General features: G+C 44.6%; 12 protein-coding genes. All 12 read left to right on the forward strand.

Annotation, left to right across the window (positions count from 1 at the left end; all coding sequences use genetic code 11):
• Positions 1-206 precede the first annotated feature (206 nt).
• The 12 genes from P7J49_RS02085 (at position 207) to P7J49_RS02140 (ending at position 12802) form a co-directional block, all read left to right on the forward strand.
• Positions 207-425, forward strand: a complete 219-nt coding sequence (locus P7J49_RS02085) for a helix-turn-helix transcriptional regulator (RefSeq protein ID WP_105113856.1) — start codon at positions 207-209, stop codon at positions 423-425.
• Positions 406-879: a DUF6773 family protein gene (locus P7J49_RS02090; RefSeq protein ID WP_408569116.1), complete on the forward strand. Its 474-nt coding sequence runs from the start codon at positions 406-408 to the stop codon at positions 877-879. The genes P7J49_RS02085 and P7J49_RS02090 overlap by 20 nt, the downstream gene beginning before the upstream one ends.
• A 222-nt stretch (positions 880-1101) precedes the next feature.
• Entirely contained in the window at positions 1102-2379 is a 1278-nt protein-coding gene (locus P7J49_RS02095) for a uracil-xanthine permease family protein (protein ID WP_408569118.1), read from the forward strand.
• Between the two features lie 206 nt (positions 2380-2585).
• On the forward strand, positions 2586-2855 hold the full coding sequence (gene rpsO / locus P7J49_RS02100) for a 30S ribosomal protein S15 (protein ID WP_002938849.1): 270 nt from the start codon (positions 2586-2588) through the stop codon (positions 2853-2855).
• Positions 2856-3624: 769 nt separating this feature from the next.
• Positions 3625-5217 carry an alpha-glucoside-specific PTS transporter subunit IIBC gene (locus P7J49_RS02105; protein WP_408546011.1) on the forward strand — a complete coding sequence of 531 codons (1593 nt, stop codon included), beginning with the start codon at positions 3625-3627 and terminating at the stop codon, positions 5215-5217.
• Positions 5218-5233: 16 nt separating this feature from the next.
• Positions 5234-6574, forward strand: coding sequence for a 6-phospho-alpha-glucosidase (locus P7J49_RS02110; protein WP_172014117.1), 1341 nt, complete (start codon positions 5234-5236; stop codon positions 6572-6574).
• Positions 6575-6764: 190 nt separating this feature from the next.
• Entirely contained in the window at positions 6765-7523 is a 759-nt protein-coding gene (locus P7J49_RS02115) for a MurR/RpiR family transcriptional regulator (protein ID WP_408546012.1), read from the forward strand.
• A gap of 5 nt (positions 7524-7528) precedes the next feature.
• Entirely contained in the window at positions 7529-7990 is a 462-nt protein-coding gene (locus P7J49_RS02120; RefSeq protein ID WP_408569120.1) for a hypothetical protein, read from the forward strand.
• 227 nt (positions 7991-8217) lie between these two features.
• Positions 8218-10452, forward strand: coding sequence for a polyribonucleotide nucleotidyltransferase (pnp, locus tag P7J49_RS02125; RefSeq protein WP_408569122.1), 2235 nt, complete (start codon positions 8218-8220; stop codon positions 10450-10452).
• 53 nt (positions 10453-10505) lie between these two features.
• Positions 10506-11123: a serine O-acetyltransferase gene (gene cysE / locus P7J49_RS02130; protein WP_408569124.1), complete on the forward strand. Its 618-nt coding sequence runs from the start codon at positions 10506-10508 to the stop codon at positions 11121-11123.
• 43 nt (positions 11124-11166) lie between these two features.
• Positions 11167-12027 (forward strand): GNAT family N-acetyltransferase, encoded by an 861-nt coding sequence (locus tag P7J49_RS02135; RefSeq protein ID WP_408569126.1) that lies wholly within the window; start codon positions 11167-11169, stop codon positions 12025-12027.
• A 1-nt stretch (position 12028) separates the two neighbouring features.
• The gene (locus tag P7J49_RS02140) at positions 12029-12802 is read left to right on the forward strand and encodes a nucleoside phosphorylase (RefSeq protein WP_408569127.1); all 774 of its coding nucleotides are present in this window, start codon (positions 12029-12031) and stop codon (positions 12800-12802) included.
• The last annotated feature ends 68 nt before the right edge of the window (positions 12803-12870 follow it).

The raw sequence follows: 12870 nt of genomic DNA on the forward strand, positions 1-12870 counted from the left end.
TAAAGAAAGAGAGAACGAAGTTCGTCCTCTCTAGGTGTTAGCTTTTCATCTACCCACTACAGTTGACAAAGAGCCGATATTTTAAGGAGGCAGTTTTGTCTTCTTTTTTTGTTAAAAAAACCAAACAAAACGTAATATATATATTGCAAAAAGAAAAATATAGTGTATAATAAAGTTATAAAAATGGACAGGAGGATGGCTATGGCATGAAAAATCTTCGTTTAAAGTTAGCGCGTGTGGAAAAAGATATGACCCAAGGGGATTTGGCAGAGGCTATTGGAGTGACCCGCCAGACCATCGGTCTGATTGAGGCAGGGAAATACAATCCTAGTCTAAGTCTTTGTTTATCGATTTGCCACTGTTTAGGGAAAAGTTTAGATCAATTATTTTGGGAGGAACCAACTGATGAAAAAAATTGTGACTGATGAACGTGTTCAACAAGAAGAAAACCAAGTCTTTGCCTGGGTGGGCAGGACCATGAATATTCTTTTACCTCTCTCATTTCTCATCAAAAGTCTGGTATTAAAATGGACGTTTGATACCTATGTTTTTGAACTGATTGCCATGTTTGTTGTTTCAGTCTATCTCTTTTATGGCTATTGGAAGAAAGGGCTTGATATGGAAAGAGGAACTACTTGGCAGGCTTACCTTTACCTAGGAGGGGTGATTGCTGGGAAAACGATTGTAATGGCTTGGATCAACTACCAGACCTATGGACAGCATTATAGTGGCATCTGGGATTGGCATTTTTGGGTGGTGATTTTGATATTCCTCGTCTCTGTTACCTGTCTTTATTTGCTATTGTTGAACATACTATCTTGGGCGAATAAGTATCGTCAGAAGCAGGTGGAAAAAGAGCTGGCAGATGAACTCGAATAAGCAATGGAGTTCTTATCCCCGCTCTGCTATTTCCCGAACAATGACGAAAAAATCTCGAAAATTCCTTGTCAAGATGAAGTGCTTGTGTTACAATACCAAAAGCGTAGGTTTTTAAACTCATCCCGTGAGGTGAGAAAGACAACAGGAAAAATCAATTAAGGGCCTATGACTATGTATATTTAGAAAGTCTGGGTCTTTTTGTGTACCCAGAATGGGAGATTTATGAGTACAAAAGCCGATCTTTTGTTTGATGTCCATGAGAAACCAGCACCGCTTCAAGGGATTTTGTTGAGTTTCCAGCATGTGTTCGCTATGTTTGGTGCAACGATTTTGGTGCCGCTGATTCTCGGTATGCCCGTGTCCGTCGCCCTCTTCGCATCAGGTGTCGGGACCTTGATTTACCAAGTGGCGACACAGTTTAAGGTGCCAGTTTACTTGGGTTCATCCTTTGCCTACATCTCTGCTATGGCACTTGCTATCAAGGAAATGGGCGGCGATGTGTCGGCAGCTCAGACTGGTATTCTCTTCGTCGGCTTGATTTATGTGCTGATCGCTGCACTTGTCAAAGTTATCGGTACTAAGTGGATCGACAGCCTCTTACCACCGATTGTTATCGGACCTATGATTATCGTTATCGGTCTTGGTTTGGCTAACTCTGCGGTAACATCGGCAGGATTTGTTGCAGATGGTGACTGGAAAAATGTAATTGTGGCTATTGCAACTTTCTTGATTGCTGCGTTTGTCAATACCAAAGGGAAAGGCTTCGCCAAGATTGTTCCTTTCTTGATTGCTATCATCGGTGGTTATGTGATTGCCCTCTGTCTTGGACTTGTTGACTTCACACCAGTTCTTGAAGCAGCATGGTTCGAATTGCCAGGTTTCTACCTACCATTTGAAACAGGTGTATTCAAGTCTTACAATTTCTACTTCGGTCCAGAAATGATTGCTATCTTACCAATTGCCGTTGTGACTATCGCAGAACACATCGGTGACCATACCGTTCTTAGCCAAATCTGTGGTCGCCAGTTCTTGAAAGACCCAGGCCTCAGCCGTACCTTGATTGGTGATGGTGTGGCGACTGCTGTATCTGCCTTTATCGGTGGACCTGCTAACACGACTTATGGTGAGAATACAGGGGTTATCGGTATGACTCGCATCGCATCAGTATCCGTTATCCGCAATGCAGCCTTGATTGCCATTGCCTTCTCATTCTTGGGTAAATTTACAGCCCTTATCTCAACTATTCCAAGTGCCGTTCTTGGTGGTATGTCTATCTTACTTTACGGTGTTATCGCCTCAAACGGTTTGAAAGTTTTGATTGAAAGCCGTGTTGACTTCGGTCAAGTCCGTAACCTGATTATCGCAAGTTCGATGTTGGTATTGGGTCTTGGTGGCGCAGTGCTTAATATCGGTGCCATCACCCTGTCAGGAACAGCCCTCTCAGCCATTGTCGGCATCGTCCTCAACCTCATTTTGCCAAAGGCAGAAAAGGCTGAGTAAATGTGATATACAAGCAGAAAGTCAGCTTCGGCTGGCTTTTTTTTTTGAAAATTGCAGAGCAGCTCAGCTATTTTTCAAATCAGTTGACAAAAGAGATATTCCTTGATAGAATAAATGGGGTCCAAAAAGGACAAATCTAGCTTTTTCTTGGTTGCAGGTCGCCAACCTGTCACTCGGATTTAGCTCAAAACAAAGGAGAACATATCATGGCAATCTCAAAAGAGAAAAAAAATGAAATCATGGCACAATATGCTCGTCATGAAGGCGACACAGGTTCAGTTGAAGTTCAAGTAGCAGTACTTACTTGGGAAATCAACCACCTTAACGACCACATCAAACAACACAAAAAAGACCACGCAACTTACCGTGGTTTGATGAAAAAAATCGGTCGCCGTCGTAACTTGTTGGCATACCTACGCCGCACAGACGTAAACCGTTACCGTGAATTGATTCACTCACTCGGACTCCGTCGTTAATTTGGTGGAATCCAAGCCCTCCCAATCGGGAGGGCTTTTTTGTAGTACGACGGGCATGTCGTATATCTAAGGTGAAAGTCCTCTGTGGGCACCCGCTACCGGTGAACCCAAAAGCAACTTCCAAGCCTGACTATCGTGAGGTAGCGGGGAGAGGAAGGGATAGCGAAATCGTGGCTCTACGAACAGAAACGTGATATCAAGGCGTATGTAGTGGATGAGGAGGCAACAAACTCTAAAGTCCAAAAAGGTAGTCGTAACCTACATGCGTAAATCACGAGAGTAAACGAGGAAAGATGTATGACTTATCCCGTGAGGTCTCATGAACGTCCCAGACGTAGTAACAACGAATCATGAGAAGTCAGCCGAGGGCATTGGTAGCATAAAAGTCAGTGCTAAAACGAGCTATATCAAAACTAGTCCTCGTCAAACGCGGACTGGTTTCTTGCTTAGATTACTACTTAGAACAACATGCGTTAAAAGTTAATTGAACCGCCGTGTGCCGAACGGCACGCACGGTGGTGTGAGAGGGGCTAGAAATTAGCCCTTACTCTATTATGGAGATGAATCTCGGCGTATTTTTTCTTGAATACCAACCTCAGACCGCCAACACATGGGAATTTTCTCGGAAGCTGAAACGGAGTTTCCTTGTTGCTGTAGGGGTTCTAAAGGGGAATAAGATATTGAAAAGGTTCCCAATTTCTGACATAATGAGAATGCAAATGCAAGATATCTGTTTCGAGCTCGACAGAAAACTATGGAGGTAAAAAATATGATGGAGAAGATTCAGCGCTTTGGTGGCGCGATGTTTACTCCAGTGCTCTTGTTCTCATTCGCAGGGTTGATGGTATCGCTTGCGATTGTGGCGACCAATCCCCTACTGGTAGGCGATATTGCCAAAGAAGGCACGATGTGGTTCAACTTTTGGAAAATTATTGAAAATGGTTCTTGGACTGTTTTCAATAATATGGAACTGCTATTCGTGATTGGCTTGCCGATTGGTCTAGCAAAGATGTCCAATGCACGTGCTGTCATGGAAGCGGTAGTAACTTATTTGACAGCCAATTATTTTATCAATACCATGTTGACCCTCTTTGGTGGAACATTCGGTGTTGACTTTACCCAAGATCCTGGTGGTATCAGCGGTTTGAAGTTGATTGCTGGTATCAAGACATTAGATACAGGGATTATTGGGGCCATCCTGTTGTCAGCCATTGTTGTTTACTTACACAATCGCTATTTTGAAACCAAATTACCAGATTTCTTGGGAATTTTCCAAGGTTCATCCTTCGTTGTGATTTTAGGTTTCTTTGTGATGTTACCAGTTGCCTTCTTGCTCTGCCTCATCTGGCCAAAAGTTCAGTTTGGTATCAGCTCAATGCAAAGTTTGTTGGCGACATCTGGTGTAGTTGGTGTTTGGATTTACACCTTCTTGGAACGGATTTTAATTCCAACAGGTTTGCACCACTTTGTTTATACACCGTTCGTCTATGGTCCAGCCGTTGTCGAAGGTGGAATAACTCATTACTGGTTTGCTCACTTAACTGAATTTTCTCAATCAACAGAATCGCTCAAATCGCTATTCCCAGAAGGTGGATTTGCCCTGCATGGAAATTCAAAAATCTTTGGAGCGCCAGGGATTGCGGCAGCATTCTACTTCACTGCTCGTCCAGAAAATCGCAAGAAGGTGTTGTCTATCTTAATTCCTGTAACCTTGACAGCTGTTGTTGCAGGGATTACCGAGCCGCTTGAATTTACCTTCTTATTCCTTTCTCCACCTTTGTTTGTGGTGCACTCACTCTTGGCAGCAACGTTAGCAGCTACTCTTTACACTTTTGGAGTGGTTGGAGATATGGGTGGTGGTTTGATTGACCTCTTGGCGAAAAACTGGATTCCAACCTTTGCGAATCATTCAGGCACTATTTTTGCCCACCTTGCTATCGGTCTACTCTTTACCTTTATCTGGTTTGTCGTTTTCCGTTTCTTGATTTTGAAATTCAACATTATGACGCCTGGTCGTGATATTGACAAAGAAGCGAATATCAAGTTGTATTCTAAGAAAGATTATAAGGAAAAACAAGCAGGAGGCAAACCAAATTCTGCTAAAGAAAATTTCCGTATCCAAGCGGCAGGCTACTTAGAAGCAGTCGGTGGAGCTGACAATGTCACAAAAGTGACCAACTGTGCAACGCGCTTACGCTTGACTGTAGCCGATGTCAGCCTAGTCGAAGACGATGCAGTCTTTAAATCTATCGGAGCGCACGGTCTTGTTAAGAAGGACAATGCTTTACAAATTATTGTCGGCTTAGATGTACCGCAAGTTCGTCAAGAATTTGAAAACTTAATGAATTATCAAGAATACTAACTAGAGGAGAAGGACAATGAGTAAGAAATTTTCAATCGTTATTGCAGGTGGAGGAAGTACCTTCACACCGGGAATCGTTTTGATGTTGTTGGAGAATTTAGACAAATTCCCAATCCGTCAAATTAAGTTCTATGACAATTTGGAATCACGCCAACAAGTCATTGCAGATGCCTGTGAAATCATCTTGAAGGAAAAAGCACCAGAGATCCGTTTTGTTGCAACAACAGACCCAGAAGAGGCATTTACAGATGTAGACTTTGTGATGGCTCATATCCGTGTTGGACTTTATGCAATGCGTGAAAAAGATGAAAAAATTCCGTTGAAGTATGGCGTCATTGGTCAGGAAACTTGTGGTCCTGGTGGAATTGCCTATGGTATGCGTTCGATTGGAGGCGTTCTTGAGCTGGTTGATTACATGGAAAAATACTCCCCAAATGCTTGGATGTTGAACTATTCCAATCCAGCAGCAATTGTAGCAGAAGCAACCCGCAAATTGCGCCCAACATCTAAAATTATCAACATCTGCGATATGCCAGTTGGAATCGAGGAACGGATGGCACGTGCAATTGGGCTTTCTTCTCGAAAAGATATGGAAGTACGCTACTATGGTCTCAATCACTTTGGCTGGTGGACGGATATTCGTGACCACGAAGGCAATGACCTCATGCCACAAATCAAGGAACATGTTGCCAAGTATGGGTACTCTCTCAAGGAAGAAATTGGTGAGAACGAGTCTCAACATACAGACCCAAGCTGGATGCACACTTTTGCAAAAGCAAGGGAAGTCTATGCGGTCGATCCCTCTACCTTGCCAAATACCTATTTGAAATACTATTTCTACTCACAAGACGAGGTGGCTCATGCAAATCCAGAATATACTCGTGCCAATGAAGTAATGGCTGGACGTGAAAAACATGTCTTTGGTGAGTGCCGTCGCATCGCTGAAAATGGAAGTTCAGAAGGAACAACCTTAGAAGTGGACGAACACGCAAGCTACATTGTCGACTTGGCACGCGCGATTGCTTACAATACTCACGAAAGAATGTTGCTTATTGTAGAAAACAATGGTGCTATCTCAAACTTTGATGAAACTGCCATGGTAGAAGTACCGTGTATCGTCGGCAGTAACGGTCCAGAGCCATTGACCCAAGGCGAAATCCCACGTTTCCAAAAAGGCTTGATGGAGCAACAGGTGGCTGTTGAAAAATTGGTCGTTGAAGCATGGGAAGAAGGTTCTTACCAAAAATTATGGCAAGCTCTTGCTCTTTCTAAAATCGTTCCAAATGCGCGTATTGCCAAGGAACTATTGGATGACTTGATTGAAGCAAACAAGGAATTTTGGCCAGAATTGCGTTAAATGTTCATGGGAACAATCCTGATAGACAGAGAGTAGGGGATGAGGTCGCTTACTCTCTTGTTTTCAGCTTATTTTCTACATTGCTTGTTTTTTGCCTAGTGTAATTGGTTAGAATTTGCTATACTATTACTATTATAAAAAAATAAGGTTTAGCAACATATAGTAGAAAACCGTACATGGAGGTAGTAGAATGCTTGAAAAACTTGTTGCCAAGCACCAGAAATCGTTTGGAGATTTGGATAGGCAGATTGTGAAGTATATGCTAAATAACAAGGAAGCCCTGCGTGACCTCAGTATTACGGATTTAGCAGATGCTACCTATACTTCCAAATCTACCGTTTTACGCTTGGTGAAAAAACTTGGTTTTTCAGGCTATTCTGAGTTCAAGTATAATCTTCGGATGGCTCGCGCCTCTAGTGCTGAAAATTCAGGAGGGGAGGTAGATGTTGTTTCTATTCAGGCAACGGATATCTTACGTACCTTGGAGATTATGGAGCAGGTAGACTGGTCGGACATCATTGAAGCTCTGCAAAATGCTCAGACCATCTATGCTTATGGGACGGGTTTTTCCCAGCGCAAGGCCTTGGATGAATTTTCTAAGGTGCTGCTACCGATGGGAAAGAAAGTAATTGTCATTCCCAATAAGACAGAGTTGGATATGAGCATGCCGATTATCACTCAAAGTGATTTGGTCTTAGTTGCATCTCTGAGCGGTGAGACGCCTCGAATGAAGGACAATTTATTATCTCTTGAATTGCGGCAAATTCCCGTCATTTCAGTCACTCGATTGGGAGAAAATTTCATGGCTCAGCATTCGGATTATGCGCTGCATTATCAGACTTCAACAGTCTTTCTGGCCCCAAACCATCCCTTTGAGTCTCTACTGTCTCTCTCCGTTGCCTTGGATTACATGTCTAGAAAATGGATTGAATATATCTTTAGTAGGTAACATATATGTTGAAAAAATATTTTTCAAATGTCACGCTGCACCGTAAATGTTTGATTGGCTACTGGATAGTCTTTATCCTAGCGATTTTGATGTATCTTTACAGTCTCATGTTGATGACTGGTCAAGGTTTTCAAGCGATCTTGACAGGACATGCTGGGGCTGCGATTGCTCTCTTTATCGCCATGATGACAGGGATGGATCTCTTGATTTTCTATCGCTTGGAGGATAGCGTCTTAAATGATGCTAGTAAAGCAGTCATCTTGTATGGGTTATTGCTTCAGCAGATTTGTACTCAAAATCTATTAGGTGCCCTCTTTCTCTTCGTTTATGTACGGGCAGCAGGATATAGAAGAACCATCAAGAGGAGAGCTGTTTCTGCTTCTGCTTGGTTTGTCACTGCTACGTTAGTGTTAATCGCCTTATTTAGCCTCTTTTTACTCTATCGTTTGTCTGGAATGATCGGTTAGTCGGGTGAATCATCGATATTTTTGAAAAAGCTGTTTCTAGGCTTTTTCTTTTACATGAAAATATGATAAAATAAACAAGATACGTGGTTTTGTGCAAAGTTGAGTCTGGGTGTGTCCTAGGTTGAGCTTTGTAGAAAACACGTCATCCTCTTGGAAGTCAAAAAGATCTAGCTTGTAGGTCTACTTTTGATGTTCTGGAGAATATTTATTATACTTAGGAGATACAAATGGTCAAACAAACATTTGAAATGACTTTTGCAGGTCGTCCGTTCGTTGTTGAGGTCGGCCAGGTTGCCAAACAAGCCAACGGTGCGGTTGTCGTTCGCTATGGCGACTCCACAGTTCTTACAGCGGCGGTTATGTCCAAGAAAATGGCGACGGGTGATTTCTTCCCGCTCCAAGTCAACTATGAAGAGAAAATGTACGCTGCAGGGAAATTCCCAGGTGGCTGGATGAAGCGTGAAGGCCGTCCGTCAACCGATGCGACCTTGACAGCTCGTTTGATTGACCGTCCGATTCGTCCAATGTTTGCGGAAGGCTTCCGTAACGAAGTTCAAGTCATCAACACAGTGCTTTCTTACGATCCAGATGCTTCTGCTCCAATGGCAGCCATGTTTGGTTCTTCATTGGCATTGGCAATCTCAGACATCCCATTCAACGGCCCAATCGCAGGTGTCCAGGTCGGTTATGTCAATGGTGAACTCATCATCAACCCTGACAAGGCTCAAATGGAAGAGTCTCTCCTTGACTTGACAGTAGCTGGTAACAAGGACGCCATCAACATGGTAGAGTCTGGTGCCAAAGAATTGTCAGAAGACATCATGTTGGAAGCTCTTTTGAAAGGTCATGCGGCTATTCAAGAACTCCTTGACTTCCAAAATCAAATCGTAGCAGCAGTCGGCAAGGAAAAAGCAGATGTGGAGCTTCTTCAAGTGGATCCAGAATTGCAGGCTGAGATTGTCGCAGCTTACAATGACGATTTGAAAAAAGCGGTGCAGGTAGAAGAAAAATTGGCTCGTGAAGATGCGACCAATGCCGTTCGTGAGACGGTCATCGCAGCCTACGAAGAAAAATACGCTGAACACGAAGAATTCGAACGCATCATGCGGGATGTCCATGAAATCTTGGAACTCATGGAGCACGCAGAAGTTCGTCGTTTGATTACAGAAGACAAGGTCCGCCCAGACGGCCGTCGTGTCGATGAGATCCGTCCGCTGGACGCAGAAGTGGACTTCTTGCCAAACGTTCATGGCTCAGGTCTCTTTACCCGTGGTCAAACTCAGGCACTTTCAGTCTTGACCTTGGCACCAATGGGCGAAACCCAAATCATCGATGGTTTGGATGATGAATACAAGAAACGCTTCTTGCACCACTACAATTTCCCACAATATTCAGTTGGCTCAACTGGTCGTTACGGTGCACCAGGTCGTCGTGAGATTGGTCACGGTGCCCTTGGTGAGCGTGCTCTTGAGCAAGTCTTGCCGAGCTTGGAAGACTTCCCTTACGCTATCCGCTTGGTGGCAGAAGTTTTGGAATCAAACGGTTCTTCATCACAGGCTTCTATTACAGCTGGTACCCTTGCCCTCATGGCAGGTGGTGTACCAATCAAGGCACCAGTTGCAGGGATCGCCATGGGTCTGATTTCAGACGGCACCAATTACACCGTCTTGACCGACATTCAAGGTCTTGAGGACCACTTCGGCGACATGGACTTTAAGGTGGCGGGAACCCGTGACGGTATCACAGCCCTTCAAATGGACATCAAGATTGACGGTATCACACCACAAATCTTGGAAGAAGCCTTGGCACAAGCTAAGAAGGCACGTTTTGAAATCCTTGATGTCATCGAAGCGACGATCCCAGAAGTTCGTCCTGACTTGGCACCAACTGCACCGAAGATTGACACTATCAAGATTGATGTAGATAAGATCAAGATTGTCATCGGTAAGGGTGGCGAAACCATCGATAAGATTATTGCAGAAACTGGCGTGAAAATCGATATTGACGAAGACGGTCTTGTGGCGATCTTCTCACCAGATCGTGCTGCGATTGAGCGGACCAAGGAAATTATCGCAGGTCTTGTTCGTGAAGCAAAAGTGGACGAAGTCTTCCAAGCAAAAGTTGTCCGTTTGGAGAAATTCGGTGCCTTTGTCAACCTCTTTGACAAGACAGATGCCCTGGTCCACGTTTCTGAAATGGCTTGGACTCGTGTCAATAAACCAGAAGACCTAGTTGAAATCGGCGATATTGTCGATGTTAAAGTCATCAAGATTGATGATAAAGGACGTATTGACGCTTCTATGAAGGCTCTTCTTCCAAAACCAGAAGGTTATGTGGAGCCAGAAAAACGTGAGCGTTCTGACAGACCACGCCGTCACAAAGATCATGACAAAAAAGACCACAAAGAGAAAAAAGATAACAACTTTGGTGAATTCAAATTCCACAAGGTTGAAAAGAAATAAGCTGAGTAGACAAGTTCGGTAGCGGGCTTGTCTTCTCGCTAGAAGGAGTGACTATGGGTTGGTGGAAGGACACCATTGAGATTGTAAAAGAAAAAGATCCGGCAGCACGGACGACCTTGGAAGTTCTTTTGACCTACCCAGGTGTCAAGGCCTTGGCTGCCCACCGTCTGTCCCACTGGATGTGGAAAAATGGCTTTAAACTCCTGGCTCGGATGCACAGCCAATTTTGGCGTTTTTGGACCAATATTGAGATTCATCCAGGTGCCGAGATTGCCTCAGGGGTCTTCATTGACCACGGAGCTGGTTTGGTTATCGGTGAAACCGCCATTATCGAATCAGGTGTCATGCTTTACCACGGCGTAACGCTGGGGGGGACAGGTAAGGATACGGGCAAACGCCACCCGACCGTGCGAAAAGGAGCCTTGGTTTCTGCCCACGCTCAAGTCATTGGTCCCATTGAGATTGGGGAAAATGCTAAAGTGGGTGCAGCTGCTGTTGTCCTAGCCGATGTTCCAGCAGATGTGACAGTGGTCGGTATGCCAGCTAAAATTGTCCGTGTGCATGGTCAAAAAGATGAGAAGGTCATTCATGACATGGAAGATGGCCGTGAACACTACACCACCAAATTGGCAGAGCTGAGAGAAGCCAGCCACCATTCGTCACATTTGTAGGAAAGCCTTCCTATGTGAGTAGTTATAGAGAGAAGAGGTAAGCATGACAATAGCAACTAATGTTCTAAATCCCAAGCAGTTATCCGCAGCAAAAACTCTGATAAGCACTGTACAATCCCATGACGGCACCTATCGTGCCCCTTACCTGTCAAATATGCTTAACTTTGACCCTGAAATGCCAGCTTTTTTCTTGGCTTATCAAGGCGAACAGTTGGTGGGACTCTTGACTGTGTATGCCGATGATGAGGATGTGGAGCTGGCGATTATTGTGCATCCAGCCTACCGCAGACAGGGGCTGGCACGCAAGCTCTATGATTGCTACCAGATGAAGACGGCTAACTATCCTATCGCTAGTGTGACCTTTCAGACCGAACGTGTCTTTCTGGACAAGCACCCAGACCTTGCGACAGCTTGGGACTTGGTAGAAGATACGGATACTGAGACATGGTTGGGTCGTGAACGAGTGCCTTATCAGCTCTCACAAGAGGCTGAACTCACAGTAAGTTTGGCAAAACCTCAACATGCAGACAGTATTGCACGCTGTAAGACTGCGGCATTTGGTAACGACTATGAGGTGGCACTCCGCTACGTGCGTGAAGCCATTGCGGATGCGGATAGTTTGCTTTATCTTTTGGAACATAGCGGAGCAGTTATCGGTTCGTGCACAGTAGATATCTCGACCGATGATAACTATCTTTACGGTTTAGCTATCGCCCCAGACCAGCAACAAAAAGGTTACGGCACTTACTTAGTCAAAGCTGTCATCAATGACCTTATCACGAAAAATGACAAACCCTTTCAAATCGCCGTCGAAGATGACAACCTCATTGCTAAGCGGCTGTATGAAAATATCGGTTTTACCAAGCAGACACAAGTGGTCTACTTAGACCCGAAAGAAGGTTGATATGCTACTAGAAGAATTTGAAAATACCTCTGCAGTTATTGAACCGACGGATAAGGCTATTCGTGGTGGCGGAGAGGTATGTGAGACCATGATTTTCTCCTTTAATGGAGAAATCGTGGACCGAGTAAGTCAGCTAGCTGAGAGCAGAGAAGGTGGTCATCTTCAGACGTTAAATGGTCGTCATCCTTGGTACATTTTGGAGAGCGATGGACTAAGGGTTGCGGTCATGTTGGCTGTTATCGGTGCTCCTATGGCAGTTGGTCACTTGGAGGAACTGAAAGCCTGTGGGTTTGAGAACTTTATCGTTCTTGGTTCCTGCGGTGTTTTGGATAAGTCGCTTGCTGCGGATAAGATTATCCTTCCTAGCTCTGCTCTTCGGGACGAGGGAACTAGTTACCACTACGCCCCAGCTAGCGAGGAAATCAGCTATGACCCTGCTCTGCTATTAACCATGGAAAAGGCCTTGGACCAAGCGGGAATCGAACACGTGCGGGCCAAGACCTGGACGACGGACGCTTTCTATCGGGAAACGGCTGCCAAGGTCAAACGCCGTCTAGCGGCTGGTGCTATGGTCGTCGATATGGAAGCTTCTGCTATCATGGCCTGGGCAAACTTTCGTCAAGCCAAGGTCTATCAATTTTTCTACACGGCAGACTATGTGGACCACCACAAGAATGAATGGGATGCCCGTCGGGAAGAACGGACGGCTGACAGTATGACCTTCTTTGAAGTGGCCATGGCCATTGCAAGAAAATTAGAAAGTAGATCATGTTAAAAAAATTAGTAAGACAAAACTGGCCTTATGTGTTGACCGCCATTGCTGGGACAATCATGTTTATTCTC

It is taken from the genome of Streptococcus suis (assembly GCF_046032515.1).
Taxonomy (GTDB): domain Bacteria; phylum Bacillota; class Bacilli; order Lactobacillales; family Streptococcaceae; genus Streptococcus; species Streptococcus suis_AL.